25 protein-coding genes and 1 tRNA gene are annotated in these 25,874 nt (G+C 67.0%); 10 read left to right on the forward strand and 16 right to left on the reverse strand.

All coding sequences use genetic code 11. The annotated features are described in order from the left end of the window. The first annotated feature begins 13 nt into the window (after positions 1-13). From BLV94_RS16230 to BLV94_RS16245, 4 genes are all read left to right on the forward strand, one after another. The gene (locus BLV94_RS16230) at positions 14-2,272 is read left to right on the forward strand and encodes a glycerol-3-phosphate 1-O-acyltransferase (RefSeq protein ID WP_072941147.1); all 2,259 of its coding nucleotides are present in this window, start codon (positions 14-16) and stop codon (positions 2,270-2,272) included. A 4-nt stretch (positions 2,273-2,276) separates the two neighbouring features. Then, positions 2,277-3,716 carry an HAD-IB family hydrolase gene (locus tag BLV94_RS16235; protein ID WP_072941150.1) on the forward strand — a complete coding sequence of 480 codons (1,440 nt, stop codon included), beginning with the start codon at positions 2,277-2,279 and terminating at the stop codon, positions 3,714-3,716. Positions 3,717-3,905: 189 nt separating this feature from the next. Then, complete coding sequence (locus tag BLV94_RS16240) at positions 3,906-4,535, forward strand: hypothetical protein (protein ID WP_072941153.1); 630 nt, start codon at positions 3,906-3,908, stop codon at positions 4,533-4,535. 50 nt (positions 4,536-4,585) lie between these two features. After that, complete coding sequence (locus BLV94_RS16245) at positions 4,586-6,601, forward strand: ABC transporter ATP-binding protein (RefSeq protein WP_072941156.1); 2,016 nt, start codon at positions 4,586-4,588, stop codon at positions 6,599-6,601. Between the two features lie 3 nt (positions 6,602-6,604). On the opposite strand, the gene BLV94_RS16250 is transcribed toward BLV94_RS16245, so the two are convergent. Further along, on the reverse strand, positions 6,605-7,444 hold the full coding sequence (locus tag BLV94_RS16250) for an SDR family oxidoreductase (RefSeq protein WP_072941158.1): 840 nt from the start codon (positions 7,442-7,444) through the stop codon (positions 6,605-6,607). A 140-nt stretch (positions 7,445-7,584) separates the two neighbouring features. Further along, on the reverse strand, positions 7,585-7,728 hold the full coding sequence (locus BLV94_RS49570) for a hypothetical protein (protein WP_005561362.1): 144 nt from the start codon (positions 7,726-7,728) through the stop codon (positions 7,585-7,587). A 643-nt stretch (positions 7,729-8,371) separates the two neighbouring features. On the opposite strand from BLV94_RS49570, the gene BLV94_RS16255 reads away from it, so the two are divergent. Next, a complete protein-coding gene (locus BLV94_RS16255; protein WP_005238699.1) occupies positions 8,372-8,788 on the forward strand; it encodes a helix-turn-helix domain-containing protein in 417 nt (138 codons plus the stop codon). A gap of 132 nt (positions 8,789-8,920) precedes the next feature. After that, positions 8,921-10,339 (forward strand): glucose-6-phosphate dehydrogenase, encoded by a 1,419-nt coding sequence (locus BLV94_RS16260; RefSeq protein WP_072941161.1) that lies wholly within the window; start codon positions 8,921-8,923, stop codon positions 10,337-10,339. A gap of 22 nt (positions 10,340-10,361) precedes the next feature. Here BLV94_RS16260 and BLV94_RS16265 read toward each other — a convergent pair whose 3' ends face one another. The 8 genes from BLV94_RS16265 to BLV94_RS16305 all read right to left on the reverse strand — a co-directional run bounded on the left by BLV94_RS16265 (position 10,362) and on the right by BLV94_RS16305 (position 17,452). Further along, a complete protein-coding gene (locus BLV94_RS16265; RefSeq protein WP_072941164.1) occupies positions 10,362-11,375 on the reverse strand; it encodes a hypothetical protein in 1,014 nt (337 codons plus the stop codon). Beyond that, on the reverse strand, positions 11,375-11,875 hold the full coding sequence (locus tag BLV94_RS16270; RefSeq protein WP_143051394.1) for an ImmA/IrrE family metallo-endopeptidase: 501 nt from the start codon (positions 11,873-11,875) through the stop codon (positions 11,375-11,377). The genes BLV94_RS16265 and BLV94_RS16270 overlap by 1 nt, the downstream gene beginning before the upstream one ends. 2 nt (positions 11,876-11,877) lie before the next feature. Continuing rightward, positions 11,878-12,462, reverse strand: coding sequence for a hypothetical protein (locus BLV94_RS50910; RefSeq protein WP_244163606.1), 585 nt, complete (start codon positions 12,460-12,462; stop codon positions 11,878-11,880). Between the two features lie 875 nt (positions 12,463-13,337). Continuing rightward, positions 13,338-13,413 (reverse strand) — tRNA-Ala (locus BLV94_RS16285). A 97-nt stretch (positions 13,414-13,510) separates the two neighbouring features. Then, positions 13,511-14,251 carry a divisome protein SepX/GlpR gene (sepX, locus tag BLV94_RS16290; RefSeq protein WP_072941168.1) on the reverse strand — a complete coding sequence of 247 codons (741 nt, stop codon included), beginning with the start codon at positions 14,249-14,251 and terminating at the stop codon, positions 13,511-13,513. Between the two features lie 320 nt (positions 14,252-14,571). Next, positions 14,572-15,207 carry a GNAT family N-acetyltransferase gene (locus BLV94_RS16295; protein WP_015889441.1) on the reverse strand — a complete coding sequence of 212 codons (636 nt, stop codon included), beginning with the start codon at positions 15,205-15,207 and terminating at the stop codon, positions 14,572-14,574. Between the two features lie 45 nt (positions 15,208-15,252). Further along, a complete protein-coding gene (gene glp, locus BLV94_RS16300; protein ID WP_072941171.1) occupies positions 15,253-16,512 on the reverse strand; it encodes a molybdotransferase-like divisome protein Glp in 1,260 nt (419 codons plus the stop codon). 19 nt (positions 16,513-16,531) lie between these two features. Beyond that, a complete protein-coding gene (locus BLV94_RS16305; RefSeq protein WP_072941172.1) occupies positions 16,532-17,452 on the reverse strand; it encodes a UTP--glucose-1-phosphate uridylyltransferase in 921 nt (306 codons plus the stop codon). A gap of 105 nt (positions 17,453-17,557) precedes the next feature. Here BLV94_RS16305 and BLV94_RS16310 point away from each other — a divergent pair, with 105 nt between their 5' ends. From BLV94_RS16310 to mscL, 4 genes are all read left to right on the forward strand, one after another. Then, on the forward strand, positions 17,558-18,157 hold the full coding sequence (locus tag BLV94_RS16310) for a 5-formyltetrahydrofolate cyclo-ligase (protein ID WP_072941174.1): 600 nt from the start codon (positions 17,558-17,560) through the stop codon (positions 18,155-18,157). 80 nt (positions 18,158-18,237) lie between these two features. Next, the gene (locus BLV94_RS16315) at positions 18,238-18,546 is read left to right on the forward strand and encodes an FmdB family zinc ribbon protein (RefSeq protein ID WP_072941177.1); all 309 of its coding nucleotides are present in this window, start codon (positions 18,238-18,240) and stop codon (positions 18,544-18,546) included. Positions 18,547-18,643: 97 nt separating this feature from the next. Further along, a complete protein-coding gene (locus BLV94_RS16320; protein ID WP_072941180.1) occupies positions 18,644-19,357 on the forward strand; it encodes an SAF domain-containing protein in 714 nt (237 codons plus the stop codon). Between the two features lie 83 nt (positions 19,358-19,440). Then, positions 19,441-19,908: a large conductance mechanosensitive channel protein MscL gene (gene mscL, locus BLV94_RS16325; RefSeq protein ID WP_072941183.1), complete on the forward strand. Its 468-nt coding sequence runs from the start codon at positions 19,441-19,443 to the stop codon at positions 19,906-19,908. 68 nt (positions 19,909-19,976) lie between these two features. On the opposite strand, the gene BLV94_RS16330 is transcribed toward mscL, so the two are convergent. From BLV94_RS16330 to BLV94_RS16360, 6 genes are all read right to left on the reverse strand, one after another. Further along, positions 19,977-20,654, reverse strand: a complete 678-nt coding sequence (locus BLV94_RS16330; RefSeq protein WP_074933749.1) for an MspA family porin — start codon at positions 20,652-20,654, stop codon at positions 19,977-19,979. Positions 20,655-20,725: 71 nt separating this feature from the next. After that, on the reverse strand, positions 20,726-21,409 hold the full coding sequence (locus tag BLV94_RS16335) for an MspA family porin (RefSeq protein ID WP_072951833.1): 684 nt from the start codon (positions 21,407-21,409) through the stop codon (positions 20,726-20,728). 242 nt (positions 21,410-21,651) lie between these two features. Next, positions 21,652-22,329, reverse strand: coding sequence for an MspA family porin (locus BLV94_RS16340; RefSeq protein WP_074933751.1), 678 nt, complete (start codon positions 22,327-22,329; stop codon positions 21,652-21,654). 71 nt (positions 22,330-22,400) lie between these two features. Continuing rightward, the gene (locus tag BLV94_RS16345; RefSeq protein ID WP_072951833.1) at positions 22,401-23,084 is read right to left on the reverse strand and encodes an MspA family porin; all 684 of its coding nucleotides are present in this window, start codon (positions 23,082-23,084) and stop codon (positions 22,401-22,403) included. Between the two features lie 663 nt (positions 23,085-23,747). Then, entirely contained in the window at positions 23,748-24,308 is a 561-nt protein-coding gene (locus BLV94_RS16355) for a MogA/MoaB family molybdenum cofactor biosynthesis protein (RefSeq protein WP_072937287.1), read from the reverse strand. Continuing rightward, entirely contained in the window at positions 24,308-25,795 is a 1,488-nt protein-coding gene (locus BLV94_RS16360; protein ID WP_072937288.1) for a trypsin-like peptidase domain-containing protein, read from the reverse strand. Before BLV94_RS16360 ends, BLV94_RS16355 begins: the two co-directional genes overlap by 1 nt. Between the last annotated feature and the right edge of the window lie 79 nt (positions 25,796-25,874).

Raw genomic sequence — 25,874 nt, forward strand, 5'->3', positions numbered from 1 at the left:
AAGGAAAGGCGCGATGGACGAGCAGACGACACGGCCACGGGTCTATCTCATCGAGACGATGAGCGAGATGGAGGACGACGTTCTCCGCACGTGGCTGGAGCGGCAGGCGAACGACTCCGGTCAGCCACCACCGACCGTCCGCGTCACCGATCAGGCCCTCGCCGATCTGGCACGGCGGAAGGACGATCCGCTTCTCACCCCACTCCGGGTGGTGTGGCTGCCGAAGGAGACGCATCCGGACGGCGCGCAGCGATTGCGGGAGACGCTGTCGCTGCGCGATCCGCTGCACCCCGGCCAGAACATACAGCGCCGGGTGATGCGCGACGACCCCGCGCGGTGCCAGGTTCTGGAGGGCGACCCGGCCCCGCTCAGCGACCTCGAACGCCGGCTCGCCGAGAACGGGGGTGGATCCCTTCCGGATTTCATCCGCCGCCAGGCGGCGCTGACCCTCGAGCGGGCCGAGCGCACGGTGCTGGGCACGCAATACAAGGTGTCGAGGTTCGTCGTCGACGAGATCACCGACGCCAGCCGGTACCACGACGGCACCCACGAACTGTCGGCCCAATTGAATCTCCCCGTCGCCGAGGTGGATCGCCGCGCCCGCGGCGCGCTGGACGAGATGGTCGCCGCCCAGAGCCGGCGGGCCATCGCACTGTGGGATCAGTTGGGCCGCTACTTCTCCCGCGCGTATCGCCTCGACGTCGACACCACCCGGCTCGACGACCTGCGGGAGCTGAACAAGGAACATTCCCTGGTGTTCCTGCCCAGCCACCGCTCGTACCTGGACCCACTGGTGCTGCGGCCGGCGCTGCTCGCGAACGACCTTCCGCTCAACCACGTGATGGGCGGGCTGAACATCAACTTCTGGCCGATCGGACCGATCGGCAAGCGCAGCGGCACCGTGTTCATCCGCCGGAAGATCGAGGGCGACGAGATCTACAAGTGGACGCTCCGCGAGTACATGCGTTACCTGCTCACGAAGCGGTTCAACCTCGAGTGGTACATCGAGGGCGGGCGAAGCCGCACGGGGAAGCTGCGGCCGCCGCGGTTCGGCCTGCTCAACTACCTCGCGAAAGCGTTCCGGGACAGCGGGATGTCCGACGTGTATCTGGTCCCGGTGTCGCTGACCTACGATCAGCTGTACGAGGTCGGGGCGATGGCGGCGGAGGCGCACGGCCAGGCGAAGAGCAAGGAGAGTCTGCGCTGGCTCTTCGGATACGTTCGGGCGCAGGGTCAACGGCACGGTGTCGCGCACGTCAACGTCGGCAGGCCGATGTCGCTGGCCGACTACCTCGGCCAGGAGGACGATCTGCGGCTGGCGGTGCAGAAGACGGCGTTCGAGGTATGCCACCGCATCAACGAGGTCACCCCTGTCACGGCGTCGTCGCTCGTCATGCTCGCGTTCCTCGGCATCGAGGACCGGGCGCTCACCGTCGCCGAGGTCGGCGGCATCCTCGGGCCGCTCGTCGACTACATCACGGCGCGCTCGCTGCCGACCGCGGGCGACGTGGATCTGACGGATCCGCAGGTGATCCGCAAGGCCGTGCGCACCCATCTCGACTCCGGGGTCCTGAAAAGTTTCGACCAGGGCAGCGAGCGGGTGTTCTACCTCGGGCGCGATCAGCATCTCGTGGCAGCGTTCTACCGCAACAACACCATTCACTTTTTGGTGATGCGGGCGATCGCGGAGATGGTACTGCGCGCCGCGGTCGATCAGCAGTTCACCGACCCGCTCGAGGACGGATGGAATGCGGCGCTCCGCATCCGCGACCTCCTCAAGTTCGAATTCTTCTTCAGCGAGAAGGACAGCTTCCGGAAGGAACTGCGGGCCGAACTGGACCTGATCGACCCGGCGTGGGAGTCGAATCTGGGCGACCCTCAACATGCGGCGAACCTGTTGTCCGGGATGCGCATTCACCTGGCGCATCGGGTTCTGCAGCCGTTCCTGGAGGCGTACGCGGTGGTCGCGAGTCAGCTGCTGCGCACTCCCGTGGACCGGAAGTTCGACGAGAAGGCATTCATGACGGCGTGCCTCGCGCTCGCCGAGCAGCGACGGCTCCGGCAGCAGATCGGGAGCAGCGAGTCGATTTCGGCCGAACTCTTCACGACCGCGCTCAAGCTGGCGCGGAACCGGGGACTGGTCGAACCGAACGCCGAGAACATGGCGGACCGGCGGGTCGAGTTCGAGGCCGAACTCCAGACCTTGATCGACCAGGTGCTCCGCATCCGGGCCATCGCGCACGAGAATCTCGACCAGATGGGTGGTAGGTGAGTAGATGAGCGATCTCCGCAGTCTCCACGACGACATCGCGGCCGCCGTTCCGGGTCCGGCCACCCTCGCGGCGTTCGACCTGGACGGCACGTTGATCAGCGGGTACTCCGCGAGTGTCGTCTACCGGGACCGCCTGCGGCGCTTCGACATCAGCGTCGCCGAGCTTCTCCGCACCACGAACGCCGCGGTGGAGACCCGATTCCGGGGCGCCGATGTCGGCAACCTGATGCGCATCGGCGTGCAGAGCCTGGCCGGGCGCATGGAGGACGAGATGCAGGAGTGGGGGCAGCGGCTGTTCCGGCAGGAGATCGCGAGGATGATCTTCTCAGAGGTCCGCGGCCTGCTCGCCGCGCACCGGCACGCCGGCCACCGGGTGGTGATGGCCACGTCCGCCACCCCGTATCAGGCGCTGTCGGTGGCCGCCGACCTCGACATCGAACCCGAGGACGTGCTGTGCACCCGGCCCGCGATCCTGGACGGGATGCTCACCGGAAAGCTCGACTCGGCGCCGCTGTGGGGGCCGGCCAAGGCCGAGGCACTGCGCGAGTACGCCGACAAGCACGGCGCCGATCTGGGTGACAGCTTCGCGTACTCCAACGGCGCGGAGGATGTTCCGATGCTGAAGTCGGTGGGACATCCCGTGGCGCTGAATCCCGACCGCAAACTGGCGGCCACCGCGCGGCAGAACGGTTGGCCGTCGGTGAATCTGCGACCTCCCGAGAGCGGTGCCGACCCGATGTCCATCGCCCGCACCACCACCGCGATCGGCGCGCTGATGGGCGCCGCGGCGTTCGGCGTCTCCGCGGGCCTGCTCACCCAGAACCGGCAGACCGGAGCCAACCTGGTCGGCAGCTTCGGACCGGATCTCGCCCTCACGATCTGCGGCATCAACGTTCGTATCAAGGGCAAGGAGAATGCGTGGTCGGCCAGGCCCGCGGTCTTCATGTTCAACCACCAGAGTTCGCTCGACCTGCTGGTGATCGGCAGCGTCATCCGGCGCGACGTCACCGGCGTCGCGAAGAAGGAGGCCGCGCGCGACCCCCGGTTCATTCCCGTGGGTGCCCTCCTCGACGTCGCCTACATCGACCGGTCGGACAGCACCAAGGCGCGGGCGGCGCTCCGCCCGGCCGTGGACAAACTGCAGTCCGGCATCTCGATCGCGATCGCCCCCGAGGGCACCCGCTCACCGTCCCCACGTCTCGGCAAGTTCAAGAAGGGCGGATTCCATCTGGCGATGCAGGCAGGAGTGCCGATCGTGCCGATCGTCATCCACAACGCCGGCGAACGGATGTGGCGGAACTCGCTCGTCGCGCACCCCGGCACCGTCGACGTCGACGTCCTCGCGCCCGTGTCGACCGACGGCTGGGACCTCGCGGATCTCGACCGGCACGTCGACGAGGTGCGCACGCTGTTCGAGGACTGCCTGCACGGCGGGCACCGCTGAAGAAGTTCTACGTTCCGGCCCTCACACTGCCGGTGAAGAAGAACGGCGCCATCGATCGCCGCCTACTACGCATATCGCTCCGACACCCTCGAAAAGTTTCACAATCCGCGTAGTCGACTACGCGCGACGGGTCTCGGGCCGTACGGGAGAGTCGACGTACACCGGTGGAGCGTCGATGGGAGTGAAACCATGAGCGAGACCAAGAGCGCCGAACCTCTCGACCGAATGGCTGTGCGGCGCCACCAATTTCGGCTCAGCATGCTGGTCGCCGCGATGGCCGTCGCCGGGACCCTGATCGGTTCCGTGTCCGGAGGGGCGTTCACACTGCTGAACACGTCGAATCAGGTGGAGGCGACGGTGAACCAGTCCTCGAACGAATTCCTGCGAACACAGCGGCAGCAGATCTACACGGAGTTCCTCACCGCGGCCAACGAGGTGTGCACCACCGCAGGTTCCGTATCGGTGGCATTCGACCACTTCGAGGGCCCCGACCTCTCGGGCGTGATGCTCGAAATCCTCGGGCCGCTACCGCGGCAAAATATCGTGCTCGGCTCGAAGTTCGCGGCGGTGGAGTTGATCGGATCCGGGGCGGTAGTGGAATCGGCACGGCGAATGGTGGTCGAGTATCTGGCCGGCGCCGAGACGATCGGCTGGCTGAGCAACGACTTCGCGGCAGATGATGTCGTGTCAGCGGACGCCCTGTCCACCCGCCAGCAACAGTTCGCCGACCACTTTCAGTCCGGCAAGAGCGCCCAGGAAGACTTCCTCACCGCGGTGCGAGGCGAACTCGGCATCCCCGAGCGCGGTGACCGGCCGTAACCGGACCGAATCGGCTCGCCAGGACTCCGCTCGGTGGGCACGATGGGGAGATGTCCGCGACCGGTTCCGCATCCACCCAGCAGGCGCCCGAGCCTTCGCTGCTCCCCCGCATCTGGGCGCTCCTGCGCCCCTACCGCGGGTGGCTGGTGCTCGTCGCGGCCGCGATCGTCGTCTCCTCGCTGCTCGGCATCGTGAATCCGTTCCTCACGAAGGCCGTATTCGACCGCGCTCTGTTTCCCACCGACGGCAGCGGCGTGCACCTGACGCTGCTGCTGTGGCTGGTGGTGGCCATGATCGTGGTGACGCTGGCGGGTTCGGTGATCGGCGTCGGACAGAGTTACCTCACCACCAAGGTCGGCAACCTGTCGATGGCGGATCTCCGGGAACGCCTGTTCGCCCATCTCGAAAAGATGGAGCTGGCCTTCTTCACCTCCACCAAGACCGGCTCGATCCAATCGCGTCTGGCCAACGACGTCGGAGGCGTGCGGTCGGTCCTCACGTCCACGGCGTCGAGCATCCTCTCGAACGTCGTCACCGTCACGGCGTCGCTCGTCGCGATGCTGCTGCTGTCGTGGCAGCTGACGCTGCTCGCGGTCGCGTTGCTGCCCGGTTTCGTCTATCTGCAGCGGCGGGTCGGCGCCCGGCGGCGGGTTCTGGCGCGCAAGACGCAGGAGTCGTTGTCGGACATGACCGCGATCACCGAGGAAGCACTGAGCGTGTCGGGTGTGCTGCTGACGAAGGTGTTCAACCAGGCCGACACCGAACTGGACCGGTATCGGACCGAGAACGCCCGGCAGACGGAACTTCAGGTGCGCCAAGCCATGACGGGGCAGGGCTTCTTCGCCGTCGTGAGCTCGTTCATGGCGATCACTCCCGCTCTGGTGTACCTGCTGGCCGGGTATCTCGTCAGCGGCGGTTCCGCGGCCCTCTCCGCGGGCACGCTCGTCGCGTTCTCGACGCTGCAGGCCAGATTGCTGCAACCGCTGGTTTCGCTGATGCGGGTCACCCTCGACGTCCAGACGTCGATGGCGTTGTTCCGCCGCATCTTCGAGTACCTCGACCTGCAACCCGCGATCGTGAACCGGCCGGACGCCGTCGAAATGCCCGCGGACTCACCCGGGCGGGTGGAACTGGACGACGTGTATTTCGCGTATCCCGCGCCCGTCCGCCTGGCCACCGCGGATCCCGACCCGGTGGCTCTGCGCAGCCTGAGCCGCGGCGGTGGGGGCGGCATGCGCGGCGTCGCGACCGTCGCGCCGCGACTCCCGGCCTCGGCGGCACCCGAAGCCGCACCGGCGGAACGTCGCAGCAGGCGCTGGGCGGTCGCGGGCACGTCGCTGGAGATCGAACCCGGTCAGCTCGCGGCATTCGTCGGACCGTCCGGCGCAGGCAAGACCACGCTCTGTTACCTCGTGCCGCGCCTCTACGAGGTGGACAGCGGCGCCGTCCGGGTCGACGGCCACGACGTGCGCGACCTGACCATGAGTTCACTCGCCGACGCGGTCGGAATGGTGACCCAGGACCCGTATCTGTTCCACGCCTCGATCGCCGACAACCTTCGATACGCCAAGCCGGACGCGACGGATTCCGAATTGCAGGCGGCTGCCGCGGCCGCCAACATCCACGACCGCATCCTCGGATTCGACGACGGCTACGACACCCTGGTCGGCGAAAGAGGATTCCGCCTGTCCGGCGGCGAGAAGCAACGCCTGGCCATCGCCAGGGTGCTGCTGAAGAATCCCCGCGTACTGATCCTCGACGAGGCGACGTCCGCGCTCGACACGGTCTCCGAGCGACTCGTCCAGCGTGCCCTCGGCGAGGTGATGCGCGGACGCACCACGCTCGCGATCGCCCACCGGCTGTCCACGATTCAGCACGCCGACGTGATCTTCGTGATCGACGAGGGAACACTCGTCGAACGCGGCACGCACACCGAACTCCTTACGCGACACGGGTTGTACGCGCGCCTCCACGCCGAGCAGTTCGGGGCCGGGCAGGTCGAGTGCCGGTGCACCGACGGCGTCCGGTTCACTGACGGCACAGTACTCCGGGCCGGCGAGGCCTAGCCGTTACAGGAACTTGCTGAACTGGTCGTTCGCCCGTTGCATCACGAAGTCGTACGGCGGCGAGAACTTGCGGGCCCACCAGTAGCCGAACCGGATGTCCGGCGACGTGTACACCAGGTACCGGTCCTTCTTGATGCCGGCGATGATGCAGGACGCCACCTTTTCGGGCGTGACAGCGCGCTTCTCGAAGCGGTGGATCGCCTTCTGGATGCGCGGATCGTCGCGGTCGACGCCTGCGATCTCGACGGTGCCCACCAGCGGCGTCTTGACCGCGCCGGGAACCACGAGGCTCACGCCGATCCCGTGCCGTTTGAGGTCGAACCGCAGGACCTCGGACACTCCGCGGAGACCGAATTTGCTTGCGCTGTAAGCCGCATGCCACGGGAGCGCCAGGAGTCCGGCGGCGGAAGAGACGTTGACCAGGTGACCGCCGCGTCCCGCCCGCACCATCGGAGGCACGAAACTCTCGATGATGTGGATCGGGCCCATCAGATTGACGTCCACCATGGACTTCCAGTGACGGTGTTCGAGATTCTCGACCGTCCCCCACGCAGAGATGCCGGCGACATTCATCACGACGTCGAGGCTGCCGAACTGTTCGTGGACATCGGCGGCGAATGCGGCAACCACGTCGTAATCGGACACGTCGAGCGCACGCGAGAAACTGACGGTGCCCCCACCGCTGCCGACTTGCTCGACCGTCTGCGCCAGGCCGACCTCGTTGATGTCGGTGAGGAACAGTTCGGCGCCCTCGGCCGCGGCCGCCAGGGCTGTTGCCTGCCCGATTCCGCTACCTGCACCCGTGATCAGGCACTTCTTGCCGTCCAGCGTCTTGATCGCCATAGCCGTGTGCGCCCCCGTCGTCACCGATCCGTGTCGGCTGGAAGTCTACGCACGCAATCTGATTGCGCGCACGCAACTGCGGCGGCACATTTGCCCGGAAATGACGCGAACCGGCCCTCGCCGGGCCGGTTCGTGACGGTTCACAACCGCTGGGTCATTTCTTCCTGATAAGTACGAATCGTCCTCTCGATCCCGTTGGCATCGTCGTCGTTTCCTCGGTGCCGGGCGTCGTCGGCGCGCTCGCGCAGAACTCGAATCGCCTTCCGAAGCTCGGCGTCACTCATTCTGTGTTCCATATCACAATCATCCCTGACGGCTTCGGTTTTGACCAGACTCGTAGGTCCGCCGCCGCTACAGAACCCCACCTGAGCTGGACAATCGTCCAGCTCGCCGAGGCGGACGGGCACCCGACCCGCAGCGGCCGTGGAACGAAACGGCGGCGCGCGGCCCGCCGCCCGTGCAGAAGGCTCTGCTTCACAGTAGTGTTCACCAAGCCCCGCGGGCCGCGAGCGACCTCTCGACGTTGCGATGCGCAACGCAACACATTGGCCCTGAACAGGGACGATAGCCACGTCGACCTCGCGGTGCACACCCCTGCGACGTTGCCAGCAAACTCTCAGTGATTGAAACGGCAACCATGCGGCCACACCCTCGGCCGCGGATTCCGATGCGAGCACATCGCCGACCGCACCGGCGCCCCCCTTGAACTTTCAACGGTAGACCGTGCGTGACGAGCACAGAGGGCGCCCGAAAGGCCGAGGATTCCCGAGCGGGCGGCGCCCGGTGATTGAAACATATATGAGATAAGCCATGCTCGAGCGAACGGCGTTTTGCCTCTATGTCCGTGAGTTATCAATCGGTTATCATCGTGGTACGGTGTCGTTCACACGACTGACGCGCGCACGAGAGAGGACCCGGCGGCTCACAATGGCAGATTTTGCTGCGCGGTTGAACAAGCTTTTCGACACGGTCCACCCTCCGGGACGTAAACCGCATACCAACGCTGAGGTCGCTGCGGCGCTGATCGCAGACGGACATCAGATCTCGAAGCCCTACATCTCCCAACTCCGATCGGGACAGCGCACCAATCCCTCCGACGAGACGGTCGCGGCATTCGCCCGCTTTTTCAAGGTGAAGCCCGACTACTTCTTCAACGACATCTACGCCGCGAAGATCGACCACGATCTCGAGCTTCTCTCGCAACTCCAGGGATACGGACTCCGCAAGCTCTCCAGCCGCGCGTTCGACCTTTCCGAAGAGTCGCAGAATCTGCTCACCACGATGGCCGAGAAACTCCGCGCCAGCGAGGGATTGCCGGAGGTTCCGCCGGACGCGTCCCGCTGATCACGAGAGTCATTGGACGGCAACGAGTTCGACGGAGATTGTTCCGGAGATCCGCGTAGGACTCGCAACGCCGGCCTTACGACACCACCGGATTGTCCTGCCCGGCGTGTCTTCGTGGCGCATGATGGAGCAATGGTTGACAGACCGCAGCTCGGTCCCACGATCTTCGTCCTCTTCGGTGCCACCGGAGACCTGTCCAAACGCATGGTCCTCCCCGCGTTCTTCCAGCTCGCCCTGTCCGGACTCCTGAACTCCGAGTGGATGCTGATCGGCACCGGGCGGGGCAACGTCTCCGACGATCAGTTCCGCGACCACGTGCGCGACGTCGTGAACCAGTTCGGAGTGCCGCACGACGACGCCGACTGGGAACCGTTCTCCCGGCGGCTGAGATTCGCCGGCGGCGGCTTCACCCCCGACAACCCGGGAACGCTCCCCGCGGCCGTGCAGCAGGCGCGGCAGGACCTCGGCGCGGCAGATGCGCAGTTGGTCCACTACCTGGCGCTGCCACCGAGCACATTCGCCGAGACCACCCGTGCGCTCGGCGCCCACGATCTGGCCCGCGGCGCACGCGTCGTGTACGAGAAGCCGTTCGGGACTTCCCAGGAGGCGTTCACCGAACTCGACGAAGCCGTGCACCACGTCCTCGACGAGAAGCAGATCTATCGGATCGACCACTTCCTCGGCAAGGAGAGCACCCAGAACCTGCACATCCTGCGCTTCGCCAACGGGATGATCGAGGGCGTCTGGAACCGGGAACACGTCGAGCAGATTCAGATCGACGTGCCCGAGACACTCGACATCGACGACCGCGCCCGGTTCTACGACGCCACCGGCGCCGTCCTGGACATGCTCGTGACGCACCTGTTCCAGGTCGCCGCCGAGATCGCGATGGAACCGCCGGAGACGTTGGGCGCCGACGATCTCCAATCCGCACGGGAATCCGTGATCGGGGCGTTCCGTCCCCTCGATACCGCCGACGTGGTGCTCGGCCAGTACGAGGGGTACCGCGACGTCGACGGTGTCGCGGACGATTCGACGACGGAGACGTTCGTCGCCGCCCGGTTGTGGGTCGATACGGACCGCTGGCACGGGGTGCCGTTCCTCCTCCGCACCGGAAAGATGCTGGGCGTCAGCAAGCAACGGGTGAGCCTGGTCTTCCGCAGTCCCCAGGGCCCGCTCACCGACATTCCGCCGGACGGCGCAGTCCTCACCTTCGATCTGAAGGGCGACGGCGAGATCGACATCTCGATGGTCGTCAAGGAACCCGGGCCCGACGACAGCCTGTCGGTGGGCCACCTGGGGCTGCCCCTCGATACGGTGCCGCTCGGCCACGCCCTGGCACCCTATTCGCGGCTCATCCTCGACGTCCTGCACGGCGACCGGTCGCTGTTCACGCGCCCCGACGGCCTGGCCCACGTCTGGACCGTCGCCGACGCGCTTCTGCGGGACCCTCCCCCGGCCAAGCCGTATCCCGCCGGATCCATGGGCCCGCCCGAGGCCGAGGACCTCGCCGCACCCTGCGGATGGCTCGTCACCGGATCGCCGGACTGACCGGTATCACCGGTCGCTCCGGCTAGTCCGCAGCCGAGTCGGCGGTATCCGCCTGCGCGGGAGCCGGGGCCGACGTGCCGAACTCGGTGTACGCGTCCGCGAGTTCGAGCACCCATCGGCGCGGCGACATACCCTGGGGCAGCGCGATCCATTCGGTGTCGAGGACGTCCGAGGCGACCGGGTCGTCGATCCAGCGCGCGAGAATCCTGGCGCGCTCGGCCGTCGATTCCGGAAGGTCCTGTTCGTCCGTGTCGAGCATGCCCGCACCCGCCTGCAGGTACAGCGCGTCCATGACGTGGGCGACCGCGTCGGAGGCGCGGAGAACGGCCGTGCTGCCCTTGCCGTCGCCCTCCACCACTTCGGGGAACCTGGTGACGAGCACCGAATGCAGAGTGTCCATGCGGCGCAGGTCCTGCCGTGCGCGCAGCCAGGTTTCGACGAGCACCCACACGGTGCCGACCGACACGATCACGGCCGCGACGGTGTACGCCGGCGAGGAGCCGACGGTCCACGTCTGCCCGGACACCTCGCGCACCAGTCCCACGCCGGCCGCCGCCAGGACCGTCGCGGATCCGACGACGATCAGCGAGATTCCCCGGCCGAGCGGGGTCCACGCGACGTGCCGGACCCCGGTCACGACCACCGCGGTCAGCGCGATCACGATGAACACCAGCGCGGGGACGGGATATCCACCGGCAAGCCCGATTCCGACCACGACGGCGACCGTGTAGACGACGACGGCCACGGCGCGCAACGCCGCACGCGGGAGTATCGGCCACACGGAGACCGCGCCGACCGCGCTCGCGGCGGCGAACAGCGTCCATGCCAGTTCGAGGACGATCTGCGACAGCCCGGGCGCCGGGGCCACGGTGTCGAGGCGACCTGCGACGTCCGGGATGGCCAGCGTCGACGCGATTGCCGCACTGGACACGGCCACCACCATCGCCACCCGCAATGGCGTCGGCTGACGCGCGGCGACGCGGCCGATCCGGGCACCCGCCGCCGTCCAGACGACCAGCGCAACCAGCCAGCCCATCAGCCGATCGCCTCGTCGTACCGGAGCACGGACACGGGAGTACCGCGCCCCTGCATCGTCTTCAAACGGATGAGCAGCATCGACGCGAACGTCTCGGCCTCCCACTCGGCCACCTCGTCGGACGGCTGTTCGTCTCCCCGCCGCCGCGACCGCTGGCTGAGCATGTAGGCGATCAGATCGTCGCCGGCTTCGAGGGTCGCGGCCACGATCTCCGCTCCTTCGTGTCGAAACACGATGTGACCCAACTCGTGCGCGAGCGTGCGGTCGAGGTCCGGCAGACCCGGCGCCAGCACGATCACGTCCCGGTCCGGGTACGCGCGCCGCTGGCCGCAGACCCCGGGTGCCATCGGCTTCGTGAAATCGAGTTCGATGGCACGCTGCCGTTCGCGGGCCACCGCGTCCATCACGTGCCGAAGCGTCACTGCCTCGGCTCGGGCCGCGGCGTCACACACCGCGTCCACGGCCGCCGCCACCCGACGATGAGATCTGTTCGCCCCCACGACTACACCCCTCCATTCGAAGCGGGCGGGAAGAATTCCGCCCGCGCGGCCGCGATGCGCGCCTGTTGTGCGCGAGCGCCCTTGAAGGTCAGCGCACCCGCTCCGCCTGCGCAGCACAGCAGCACGCCGACCCCACCGAGAACGGTGATCGCAGGCAACGGCTCACTGTGGACCACCGGCACCATTCCCGGCGGCGCGGCATCCGGATCGCCGTCGTCGGGCGCCTGTGCGCCGGGCGACTGTGCGTCGCTGCCCGGGGTCTCCCCGGCGGGCCGGTCCTGGGGCGCGGAATCCGTGGAACCGCTCACACCCGGGCATGCCGCGGCGGCGCCGGGACCGGACCCGGAACCTCCTGCCGGTGCTCCCCCGGATGCCGGTGGCGCACCGGCAGGATTCCCGGGGGCCGGGGCGGCCGCAGCGTCGGAACCCTCGTCGCCGGATCCCACGTCTCCGGAATCGTCGCCTCCGGACGCGTCCGGGCGCACGACCTTCGGTTCCGCGACGGGTGGCAACACGATGGGGTTGGGCGGAACGACGACGACACGTGACGTCGAAGGAGTCGACGTCCCGGTGGGCTCAGCGGACACGGTGGGTTCCGTGGTCCCGGACAGCTCCGTGGTCCCGGACGGTTCCTGGGTTCCGGACGGTTCCTGGGTCCCGGACGGCTCCGCCGTCTTGGTCGGCTCGGCCGTGTGACTGGGTTCCCGTGTCTCGCTGGGCTCTCCGCCACCGCATCCGCGCCGGCTCTCGCACGGTGGGTCGGGATCTCTGGGCTTGCCACCGCCGGGAGAGCCGGTGGAAGCGCCTTCGCAGCGGCCGCCGTCGCATTCGTGGTACTGAGGGCCGGCGACGGCGTCGGACGGGAACGCCGAAACAGTGATCCAGGCGAGCCCGGACAAGAAGGCCACAGCCAGCCCGACCACGGTCAGCCTTCGAAAGACACGACGCGCGCTCACCATGCACCCCCCCTCGTATTCACGACACCACGTTCACGGCGACGTCGCCGCTGTCATGGTAACGAGCGAATCGAGCGGAGGTGCTGGTGGTGCCGGTGTCGGGGAACCGGCACCACCAGCGATGCCCGAGCCAGGTGGGACTCGAGCAGCTTCGGAGAACCCCTACGGGCTCGGCGTTACCGCCTGGCGGTGCAGATCGGTCGGGGCCGTCGCGATGTCGATTGGCCGGCCGGAGTTCACAGAACGTTCACCAGCAACATCGTCGCGGTGATGGTCGCGACCACCGTCGCCGGCTCCAGGAACTTCGAGATCTTGCGCATTGCCTGCATGTATTTCCACCCCGTGCGATCGACCCCTTGATGACCTACGGACAGTACACAGCATTCAGTTACCTTTTGGCAAATTTTGGTTCGGAGAGTCGCGGTCCTGCATCCCGGACGACGGCACTCACCTGGGCCGGAACGCAGAAGAGGCACTCTCTCCGGACGGAGTGAGTGCCTCTTCTGTGGTGGAGCTGAGGGGAATCGAACCCCTGACCTCTTCGATGCGAACGAAGCGCGCTACCAACTGCGCCACAGCCCCGCGCGGATCCTGCGATCCGCTCGGCAAACTCTAGCAGGCAACCCGCGGAAGGAGCGAATCGCCTGCACCGACGTGGCTTTCGGCCCGGATCGGAGGGCTACTCACCGGCGGCCCGGCGCATGGTCGCCTGCTGCATCGGCTCGTCGTCGAAGTGCTCGAGATGATCGAATTCGGGGTCCTCGTCGTCCACCTCGAGGACGACGGCCCCCGGACGCCGCAACCGGGCGGGGATGAGCCGGAGTTCGTCGTCGCTCCGGGATTCGACGCCCAGCCGCGAGCGATTGAGACGCGCGGTTCGGCGACGGCGGATCTCCTGCTCGATCTGGACCTGCCGGCGCAGGTACGCCATGTAGGCGGCGAGACCGGCCACGCCCGCCGCGAACGCCCACCACATCAGCGGCGAGATGATCAGCCCGAGCGCCGCCGACATGATCGTCGCGAACACCAGCCCGAGAAGCGATCGCTGCCTGAACCCGTAGCGGGCCTCGCGCGCGATCGCGTCGGCCTCGGGATCGAAGCCGCCACGCCCGCGGCGCACCGGCACGTACTCACCGACCGGTGCCCGCTCACCGTCGAAATCGTCTTCCTCTGCGTGAGTGTCCACAAGGTCCTCCGCGTCGTAGCCGTAGTGGTCCGGTTCCGGTTGCCAGTACGGGTCGCTGCGGTGCCCTGCCGCGGGTCCACGCTGCACGGGACGTTCGTCGCCGCGGTGCAGCACGCGCGTCGCGAGTGCTGCGTCACTGGTTTGCCGAATCCGGGGGCGGTTGTTCACCAGCATCGGGACCAGGACGAAGAGCCACACGACGACGAGCCCGATCCAGAGAAACGAGTTCGGCATTCGGCGACCTCCTCCCAATCGTCTACCAGCATGGATACCGCTGTTGACCCATCCAGGCTAACCGCATGAACACGCACATCTTCGCAGACGCGCCGATCCCACCATACTCAGGTGTCACATGCGTAACGCGAAAATGTGGTGCTCGACATGCGCCGAGCGGGCGAAGGAAACGATCGGGCAAAGACTCGCCGAAAGCGGAGTCCCGGCCGGGGAGCTTTGATACCGTGAAGTAACTGTCACATAGCTGGACGTTTGTCCATGTCCGATTCGGCGGGCAGACAAGTGCGGATTTGCCGGTCACGCGCTGACGGCGTCGGCGGTCACGCCCAGGTGGCTTTGCCACTCCGCACGAGCGAGTCCGCGACAGTGCCGGGCACGTCCTCGACGGTCATGCCGACCAGAATGTGGTCACGCCACTGCCCGTCGACGTCCAGATAGCGCGCGAGCAGACCTTCCTCGCGGAAGCCGACGTTGCGGAGCACCGCCTGGCTCGCCAGGTTCTCCGGGCGCACGGTGGCCTCCACGCGGTGCAGACCCACGGGGCCGAAGGCATGATCGAGCCCCAGTGCGAGCGCGCCCGTGGCCACGCCGAGCCCGTTGACGTCGCTGGCCACCCAATAACCGATCCACGCGGAGCGCAGAGCACCCCGCACCACGTTGCCGATCGTGATCTGGCCGCAGAAATTGCCGTCGAGTTCGATGGCCATCGGCAGCATCCGGCCCTTCCGCGCCTCCGAACGCAGACTGCTGCACAGCCCCGGCCATCCCGAAATATGATGGCGCGCTTCCCAGGGCGCCTCCCCCGTCGGCTCCCATGGTTCGAGGTGCGCGCGGTCGCGGGTGCGCAGACGGCTCCACGCGGCCGCATCACGCAACCTGATGGCGCGCACTGTGACGACGCCACCCTTCACCCGCAGAGGCCCGAGATGCGGCGGCCAACCCGGATGCTGCGTCATCCCGTCTCACACCGATGCTGTGTCATGCCGTCTCACACCGTGTCATCAGCCACGCTGCGCCAGGAACGCCACGTCCACCTGGTCACCCGTCCGCACCTCGGTGATCTCGGGTTCGATGAGGACGAGGCAGTTGGCCTCGGCCAGGGTGGCGAGCAAGTGTGAGGACGCGCCCGGCGCCCCGCCGAGAGCTTGGACGAGGTACTCCCCCGTGGCCTCGTCGCGCATGAGCTGACCGCGGAGAAAGCCCTTGCGGTTCTCGATGGACGTGATGGGCGCGACGGTGCGGGCGGTGACGATGCGGCGCATCGGCTGCCTGCGACCCAGTGCAATGCGGATCAGCGGGCGCACCATCACCTCGAACACCACCAGGGCGCTCACCGGATTGGACGGGAGCAGGAACGTCGGAACCTCGTCCCGGCCGAGCTGGCCGAAACCCTGGACCGATCCCGGGTGCATCGCGACCCGGTCGACCTCGAGGTTGCCGAGATCGGCGAGTGCGTCCCGCACGTCCTCGGACGCGCCGCCGCCGACCGCACCCGCGATGACGACGATCTCGGACCGGATCAGCTGACCCTCGACCACCTCGCGCAGACGACGCGCGTCGGCGTTCGCGATACCGACCCGGTTGACGTCGGCGCCTGCGTCGCGGGCGGCGGCGGCCAGCGCGTAGGAGTTGACGTCGTAGACCTGACCGGGCCCCGGGGTCCGGTCGACGTCGACGAGTTCGCCACCGACCGAGATGACGGACAGCCGCGGCCGGGGATGCACGAGCACCTTGTCGCGTCCCACCGCGGCCAGCAACCCCACCTGGGCGGCGCCGATGATGGTGCCTGCCCGGACGGCGACGTCGCCGGGCTGCACGTCGTCGCCGGCGCGGCGCACGTAGTCGCCGGAGCGGACCGGTTTGTAGATCTTGACGCGGGCGCGGCCGCCGTCGGTGCGGTCGAGCGGGAGGACGGCGTCGGCGAGCGTCGGGAGCGGGGCGCCCGTGTCGACCTTGACCGCCTGACGGGGCTGCAGCCGGATCGGCTGCCGCGAACCCGCCGTGACCTCCCCGACCACGGGAAGGGACAGTTCCACGGGAGCACCTTCGTCGTCCCGGATGTCGGTTCCGGCAGCCTGAACGTCGACGCTACGGACGGCGTAACCGTCGATCGCGGCCTGGTCGAACCCGGGAAGCGGCCGCTCGGTGACCACTTCTTCGGCACACAGCAGCCCCTGGGCTTCGGAGATCGCCACACGGACCGGCCGCGGCGCCACCGCGGCCGCGGTCACGATCGTCTGTTGCTCCTCGACCGACCGCAAGTTCTTGCCTCCCGAGCTTCTAGGATTCCGTCCGCTTCAATCGGTCGATCAGCCATTCGCGCAACGACGGGCCGTACTCTTCCATGTCCAACGCAAAGTCAACCGCAGCGCGGAGGTAGCCGCCGGGATTTCCGAGATCGTGTCTCGTGCCCCGGTGCACGACGACGTGAACGGGGTGGCCTTCCTTGATGAGGAGGGCGATGGCGTCGGTGAGCTGGAGCTCGCCACCGGCGCCGGGTTCGATTCGCCGCAGCGCGTCGAAGATCGCGCGGTCGAGGAGGTAGCGACCTGCGGCCGCGAACGTGGACGGGGCGTCCTCGATGGCCGGCTTCTCGACCATGCCGGTGACCTTGAGGACGTCGGGGTTGACGGCGTCGGGCACCGTCTCGACCTCGAAGACGCCGTACGCGCTCACCTGGTCCTTGGGGACGTCGATGGCGCAGAGCACGGTGCCGCCGCGCTTGCGGCGGACCCGGGACATCGTCTCGAGCACGCCACGCGGCATCACGAGGTCGTCCGGGAGGAGCACGGCGATGGCGTCCTCGTCGTCGTCGAGGACCGACTCCGCGCAGCCGACCGCGTGGCCGAGGCCGAGGGGCTGGTCCTGGACGACGGACTCCACCTCGAGCAAGCCGGGAGCCTTGCGCACCTTTTCGAGCAGGTGGTACTTGCCGCTGGCCTTTAGCTTGCTCTCGAGGACGAGGTCCTCGACGAAGTGGGCGACCACCCCGTCCTTACCGGGCGACGTGACGATCACGAGCCGGCCGGCACCCGAATCGGCGGCTTCTCCGGCCACGAGTTCGATACCCGGGGTATCCACGACCGGGAGCAGCTCTTTCGGCACGGTCTTGGTCGCGGGAAGGAATCGCGTCCCCATTCCCGCTGCGGGCACGACAGCCGTGCGAAAGGCGCTGGCGGTGTGCGGGGCGGCGTCTGTCATGCCCACACCTTAACTGTGCGGACCTACCAGTCAGTCACCAAGATCCTGTCAGCTACCTCCCGGAACCCGCCGGAGACGCTGCCGGGCCGGCTCTAAGGTTGGGGCATGCACGCACGAACGAAGGACGAGTGGCGGCGCCTGGTGCTCACCGGGCGGCGTGCGCTGACCCCGGAACGCCGCACCGCCGAGGACCAGGCAATTGTCGCGCTCGTCACACGTGAAGTCACCGGCGGATCGACCGTCTGCGCCTACGTCCCCACCGCGCTCGAGCCCGGGTCACTGGACTTTCTCGAAGCCCTCAGGCGGGTCGCCGGGCGCGTCCTCGTGCCGGTCACCCGCGGTCCCGGCCCGCTCCACTGGTCCGAGTTCACGGGCGCGGACGGTCTCGCCGCCGCGAGTTACGGCCTGCGCGAACCCACCGGACCGGTGCAGGAACCCAGCGAGATCCGTTCGGCCGATACCATTTTCGTTCCCGCCCTGGCCGTCGATCGACGGGGCGTGCGACTCGGCCGCGGCGCGGGCTTCTACGACCGGACCCTCGGGCTCGCCGCCCCCGGCGCGCGGCTGATCACGGTGGTCCGCGACGAGGAACTGGTGTCCGAACTGCCGGAGGATCCTCACGACGTACGTATGGGATGGGCTCTCACCCCCGGCTCGGGCCTCGTCGCGCTCGGTGGACAAGGGGGAACGTGCGCTCCGGAATAGTTCCCTGATTAGCGTTGTTGGCACTGTCGACTGTAGAGTGCTAAAACCTGCGGTTTGACTACACAGTGCGGAGGAACCCAGTGCCCACTTATTCATATGCGTGCACGGAATGCGACAACCGTTTCGACATCGTCCAGTCGTTCAGCGATAACTCCCTGACCGTCTGCCCCGCATGCTCGGGCAAGCTTCGCAAGCTGTTCAACTCCGTCGGCATCGTCTTCAAGGGCAGCGGTTTCTACCGCACCGACAGCCGTGGCACGTCCGGAGCGGCCAGCGAGCCGGCCAAGACCGATTCCGCTCCCGCTGCCAAGTCGGACAGTTCGTCGAAGGCCTCGTCCAGCTCGTCGAGCACCGCGACCGCCGCACCGGCCAAGGCTGCTGCCAGCTAGTTCTCGCGCGTCCGCGGGTTATCCACAACTTCTCGTCCATCCACAGGCGGGCCCGTTCGGCGTACCTACGGGCCTGCCGGTCTCCTAGCGTCGAACCGTGTCGTTCGACCCTGCCCAGACCGGCCACAACCGGTCGAACCGCGCACACCGAAGCCTGAGCCCGTCGTGGGCCGACCGGCTGTCGGATCTCGCCCATCCAGGTTGGGCCCGCACCCTCGCCGCCAGGCGCGTCCTGGCCGGCGCACTCGTCTGCCTCGCGCTGGCCCTCCTCGCCCGCGGGGACCCCGGCTCCGCCCGCTCCGCGGTCGTGGTGGCGGCACGGGATCTGCCACCCGGTGTCGTCCTCACGGACGCCGACGTGGAACTGGTCGAGCTCGAGGCCGGGAGCCTGCCCGACGGAGCCGTCACCGCCGTTGCCGATGTCGACGGACGCACCCTCGCCGGACCGACCCGCGCCGGTGAAGCCCTCACCGACGTCCGGGTACTGGGACCGCGTCTGGCCGCTGCCGCAGCCGGGATCGACGACGCGCGGATCGTTCCCGTCCGGCTCGCCGACCCGGCCGTCACGGAACTCCTGCGTGAGGGTGATCGCGTCGACGTGCTCACGGTCGATCCCGGCACACCATCGGATCCGGACCGGCGGTCCGGCGCCACCGTCCTGGCGTCCCGCGCCGTCGTCGTGCTGGTGACACCGTCCGAGAACGGGCGTGACCAGCGCGAACGAGTGGTGATGCTGGCGCTTCCGGCCTCCGACGCCACCACGGTGGCCGCGGCATCCCTCACGAACGCGATCACCGTGACCTTTCAGTGACCCGCCACGCGGCGCCGCGCTGATCTAGGCTTTTCCGGGAGACAGTGCTGGATGACTTGCCACCCACTCGAGGAGACGTCGACATGCTCAAGGGATTCAAGGACTTCCTGCTCCGGGGAAACGTCCTCGACCTCGCCGTCGCGGTCGTAGTCGGAGCCGCGTTCACCGCCATCGTCACATCGTTCACCAACAACGTGATCAATCCGTTGATCGCCGTTGCGGGCGGCGCCAACGACCTGGGCTGGGGCTATCAGATCCTCGCCGACAACCCGGCCACCTTCATCAACATCGGTGCCGTCATCACGGCCGTGATCAACTTCGTGATCATCGCCGCGGTCGTGTACTTCATTCTCATTGTCCCGGCCAACGCCGCGAAGAAGCGTTTCATCACCGAACCCGCAGACAAGAAGGCAAGCGAGGCCGACCTGCTGATCCAGATCCGCGACATCCTCGAAGCGAGCCTCCAAACCGACGGGGCGGCAACGAGTTCCGACGGAGCGCACGCCATGCCCGCGGAGAAGGCTGCGAAGCTCGAGCAGACCCGCGAATAGCGTTTCGACGACTCCGGGCCCGTGCAGCAGGTGCTTGCACGGGCCCGGAGTCATGGGTGGAACGAATATCAGCCGATGCTGAAGGGCTGTCCCCACAGCGTGACGGTGCTGCTCACGTTGTCCGTCTCCACGGACACGTTCACGTACGACCGCGCCTGCGCGTAGCCGGCGCAGCCGCTCACGCCGAGGGTCGAGTCGGCCCAGGTGACCGAGCCGTCGGTACCCTCGAAGCTGTTGTATGCCGAGTGCGACTCTCCGCCGTAGGCGTCGGCCGCCTCGAGGTCGAGGATGTCGACGCTGACGGCCTCACCGGGGCCGAGGGTAACACCAGCGCTCGTGCCGCCGTCGACAGGAACCGAAACGGTACCGTCAGCATTCACCACCGGAGCCGAGCCGGCTTCACCGCCTGCCTCCGCACCGAAGTCGACCTGGCAGGCCAGGACGTAACCGGGCTGGATGTCGGCACCGGTCGCCCCGGCGCCTTCCAGGTGGACGGAGGCCTTGCCGTTCACCCAGACATTCCGGTGCAACGGAGTCGAACCCATCGACGGCGAAACGTTCGCACTCTCGTCCGTCAGGTTCACGTGCACCACGGTGCCGTCAGCCAACGTCTGCGTGATGCTGCCACCGGGCAGCGGAATGAACGTGTCGGCGTTCGCCGCACCGACGGAAAAGAAGCCCATGGTCGCGGCAGCAGCGGCACCGACCGCCGCCAGACGCACACCGTTCTTACGGTTGATGTTCATTGTTCCCCTCTAAGGGTAGATAACTCGCGCACGCGAGAAGTGGGTGGGAAGAACTGCGGAAGAGACCGAAATCAGCCGATGCTGAACGGCGCACCGTACAGAACGGTCTTCGAGTAGTCGTTGCCCACGATCTCCACGACCGAGTACGAACGAGCCTGCGCGAATCCACCGCACTTCTGCACCTGCAGTTCCGCATCCTGGTACTGCAGCGCGTACACGCCGTCCTTCTTGATGTCCTTGCCACCCAGCGGCACGTACTTGACCTCACCCGAAGCCAACGGAACCGTCAGACCCGCACTCGCCGACAACGAATCGAGACCCAGACTGAACGACGGGCTCGCCGACAGACCCGTGATATCCACCTGGCAACCCACGATGTATCCGGTCGACACCCGCGAAACACCATGCGTCGTCGCCGCATTCGTACCGTTGTAGGTACCCGCATTGTTCGTCGTGGAGTTCGCATCCGGAACCTCGGTGACCTCCTTGATGCCCTTGACATCGGCAACGACGGTGCCCGACACCCACGCCACACGACCGGCGCCATTGGCAGCCAACGACGGCGACGACAGAGCGCTCTCCGCCGTCCGCGTCAACGTCACATTCGGACCGACCTTCGAACCATCAGGCAGCGGGATAAAGGTATCCGCACTCGCCGCACCAGTAGACATCAAACCGAGTGCAACAGCCGCAGCAGCACCCAGGCCTGCAATACGGGCGCCACGGCGCAGGCCGGACTTGCGGTTCTCGCTCATTCGTTCCCCTCATCAGGCGTCGCTGCTCCGACCTTCGGAGAAGACCACCACCTAGCGAGGTCCAAAGTTAGAGCATTCGAGTCCGAAACGTAATATCCGAAAAGGTGCATTTACGAAAGCGTTACCCGCCATAAAGGCGCGTTATTTGCGTGTAATAGTGCATTGTGAACGCCAGAAATCGGGGCGCGAGTATTCCCGCGCCCCGATTCCGGGTAATTCCTACTTGTTTATGGAGAAAGCAATCAGCCGATGCTGAAGGGCTGTCCCCACAGGGTGACCGTGCTGCTGACGTTGTCGGTGCTGACGGCAACCTTGACGTAGCTGCGGGCCTGGGCGTAGCCGGCGCAGCCGCTCACGCCGAGGGTCGAGTCGGCCCAGGTGACCGAACCGGTCTTGCCCGTGAACTTGTTGGCACCGGAGTGCGACTCTCCGCCGTAGGCGTCCTTCTTCTCGAGGTCGAGAATCGTGACGTTCTTCGCCTGGCCGGGGCCGAGGGTGATTCCGGCGCCGGTGGTACCCGTGACCGGAATGGAGACGGTGCCGTCGTCGGCGACGGAAGGCGTCGAGCCCGTCTTGCCGTTGGCGCTGGCACCGAAGTCGACCTGGCAGGCCAGGATGTAACCCGGGGTGATCGAGGCTCCCTTGGCTCCGGCGCCGTCCAGCGTGACGGCAGCCTTGCCGTTCACCCAGACGTTGCGGTGCAACGGAGTCGAACCCATCGACGGCGAAACGTTCGCACTCTCGTCCGTCAGGTTCACGTGCACCACGGTGCCGTCAGCCAACGTCTGCGTGATGCTGCCACCGGGCAGCGGAATGAACGTGTCGGCGTTCGCCGCACCGACGGAAAAGAAGCCCATGGTCGCGGCAGCAGCGGCACCGACCGCCGCCAGACGCACACCGTTCTTACGGTTGATGTTCATTGTTCCCCTCTAAGGGTAGATAACTCGCGCACGCGAGAAGTGGGTGGGAAGAACTGCGGAAGAGACCGAAATCAGCCGATGCTGAACGGCGCACCGTACAGAACGGTCTTCGAGTAGTCGTTGCCCACGATCTCCACGACCGAGTACGAACGAGCCTGCGCGAATCCACCGCACTTCTGCACCTGCAGTTCCGCATCCTGGTACTGCAGCGCGTACACGCCGTCCTTCTTGATGTCCTTGCCACCCAGCGGCACGTACTTGACCTCACCCGAAGCCAACGGAACCGTCAGACCCGCACTCGCCGACAACGAATCGAGACCCAGACTGAACGACGGGCTCGCCGACAGACCCGTGATATCCACCTGGCAACCCACGATGTATCCGGTCGACACCCGCGAAACACCATGCGTCGTCGCCGCATTCGTACCGTTGTAGGTACCCGCATTGTTCGTCGTGGAGTTCGCATCCGGAACCTCGGTGACCTCCTTGATGCCCTTGACATCGGCAACGACGGTGCCCGACACCCACGCCACACGACCGGCGCCATTGGCAGCCAACGACGGCGACGACAGAGCGCTCTCCGCCGTCCGCGTCAACGTCACATTCGGACCGACCTTCGAACCATCAGGCAGCGGGATAAAGGTATCCGCACTCGCCGCACCAGTAGACATCAAACCGAGTGCAACAGCCGCAGCAGCACCCAGGCCTGCAATACGGGCGCCACGGCGCAGGCCGGACTTGCGGTTCTCGCTCATTCGTTCCCCTCATCAGGATTCGTGCAGGTTCCCAGCCCCGACGATCGAAGCTGAGGAGTGGTCCATTTCGGGCCCAGCGCAGTATTCGGAGCAAAGGTGTCCGCAGCGTTAACTACAGAAGTCCAGTTGCCCGAATTTCGACACTAGAGACACACCTCACAAGGAGGCCGTCCGGGCGACGACGTGGCACCACGCCCCGCCCTCCATCTTCGTACTGACTCGTCAGGGACATTAACCTGCGCTAAGAACCTGAGCAACGTGATCAGCTCGTGACGCAATTGTGATGTGCCTCACAAAGTTGAAAACGAAACGTTACCTACGGGTAGCCCCGCTTTGGAATCGCGTGAATGAAAGCCGCCGTACCAGTGACTTTCCGAGCGCGAATTTTTCCGTTACTGCAGACAACACTTAGATTCATCCAGATTTCAATCATGCATTCACCCATGGTGGGGAGGAACCTGACGCCGAAGCCACTCCTCGGACTCGTTGCGTCTGTCCACATACTGAGACGCCTCGTCGGGTTCGCGTTCGTCCGCGGTGGTGTCGGGGAAGACGTCCCCGAAGATGCGCTTGAGCCGGGCCCTGTCGATCGGGGCCCGGCTCGGAACTGCCTGCTCGTCGGGCTCGCTGTGCGAACCCGGCTCGTCGGAACGAGAAATCGTCTCAGCCTTCCAGACCGGACAATTCGGAAATCACGTGTGTCGCGAGCGGCGTCAGGGTGGCCATGCCGTCCCGGACCGCGGCGCGGGAGGACGCGAGGTTGACCACGAGTGTGCTGCCGGACACACCGGCGAGCCCGCGGGAGAGGCCGGCATCCAGTGAACCGGCGGCGAGACCCGAAGACCGGAGGGCCTCCGAAATTCCCGGAATCTCGCGGTCGAGGACCTCGGCGGTGACGTCGGGGGCGACGTCGCGGGGCGACACCCCGGTACCGCCGACGGAGACGACGAGGTCGACGCCGCCGATGACGGCAGTGTTGAGCGCGTTGCGGATCTCCACCTCGTCGGCCGCCACCGCGACGATGGCGTCGACGATGAAGCCGGCCTCGTTCAGCAGTTCCGTCACCAGAGGCCCGATGGAGTCCTTGCCGTCACCGTGAGCGGTGCGGTCGTCGACGATTACCACCAGCGCGCGGCCGGCCAGCGAGGCTTCGATGTCCATGGTCCCTACCGTAGTGGCCCCGTTCAGAACGGACTCGACCTGCCCGAGAATCCCGGTGTTCATCAGCGGCCGCCCTGTTCGGCGGTTCCGAGCGTGACGTCGACGGTCTTGGAATTCGATCCGTTCCCGTCGGTGTAAGTGATGGACACGTTGTCTCCCGGTGCGTGTGAACGGATGGCGGCGATGAGCGCGTCGCCGCTGGTGATGACCCGGTCGTCGACCTTGGTGATCACCGAGCCCTTCGGAATTCCCGCCTTCTCCGCCGGACTGCCCGACGTGACCTCGACGACGGTGGCACCGTTGGCGGCGTCCTGCGACGGGACCTGGATCCCGATGACGGCCTGGGTGGCCTTGCCCGTCTTGACCAACTCGTCCGCGATGCGCCGGGCCTGGTCGACCGGGATCGCGAAGCCGAGACCGATGGAGCCGCTCTGCTCGCCCCCGCCGGAACCGCCGATGCTCGCGATGGCGGTGTTGATGCCGATCAGCTGACCGTCCATGTTGACGAGGGCGCCGCCGGAGTTGCCCGGGTTGATCGCCGCATCCGTCTGCAGGGCGTCGATGACGGTGTTCTGGTTGCCGGACTCACCGCTGGTGGACACCGGGCGGTTGAGCGCCGAGATGATGCCCTCGGTGACGGTGCCGGCGAGACCGAGAGGCGAACCGATCGCGACGACCTGCTGTCCGACCTGCACGTTGTCCGAAGTGCCCAGCTCGATCGGCGTGAGGTCCGTCTTGCCGTCCACCTTGATGACCGCGAGGTCGGATACCGGGTCGGCGCCGACCAGCTTGGCGTCGGCCCTACTGCCGTCCGAGAAGGCGACCGTCAGCTTGCCGCCCTTGGCGGCCGCGCCCGCGACGTGATTGTTGGTGAGGATCATGCCGTCGGACGAGATGACGATGCCGGATCCCTCGCCACCCGAGCCGCCTGCCGTCGCCACCTCGATCTGCACGACGCTCGGGACCACCTTGTTCGCGACCGCCTGCACCGACCCCGCCGGTGCATTCGCGGCCGGGGTCGCGGTGTTGTTCTTGGGGGCGTCGAGGGAGTTGGTCACCGCGGCGCCGCCGCCGTTTCGATCCGTTGCCAGGGAGCCCACGACGCCGCCGATGCCGCCACTCACGAGAGCGAGCGCCACAGCGCCCACCACGATCGCCGTGCGCGCGGGACGCTTGGTCGCGGTCGCCGTCGATCCCGCCGCTGCCTGGCCGGGCCCCTGCAGGCCGGGGAACGGCCCCTGAGGCGCCCCGGGCGGCCCGGCCGCGTGCTGGGCACCCGGATGTCCCGGAGCGCCGTGCTGGGGCTGCCCGAACTGCTGGGTGGGCTGGTGCGGCGCACCGTACGGATTGCCCTGGGGGTACCCGGCGCCGTAGGCCTGCTGACCCGCCGGACCGCCGGCCGGGTTGTGCGGAGTGGTCGGGAACTGCTCGGTCGGGTGGTACCCCGGCGTCGGCGGCTGCGGGTGGGCCGGCTGGTCGGGGCGCCCGCCCCGGTCGCCACCGGCGTTCTCGCGGCTGTCGCCGTCGTGGCTGTTTCGATCCTCGGTCATCGCATCACTTCCATCTCCCGCGACCACCCGCAGGGGCAGTCGCACCGTCTCTGTCTACGAGAGTGCCCGGTGGGACTGA

It is taken from the genome of Rhodococcus koreensis (genome assembly GCF_900105905.1).
GTDB classification, from domain to species: Bacteria; Actinomycetota; Actinomycetes; order Mycobacteriales; family Mycobacteriaceae; genus Rhodococcus_F; species Rhodococcus_F koreensis.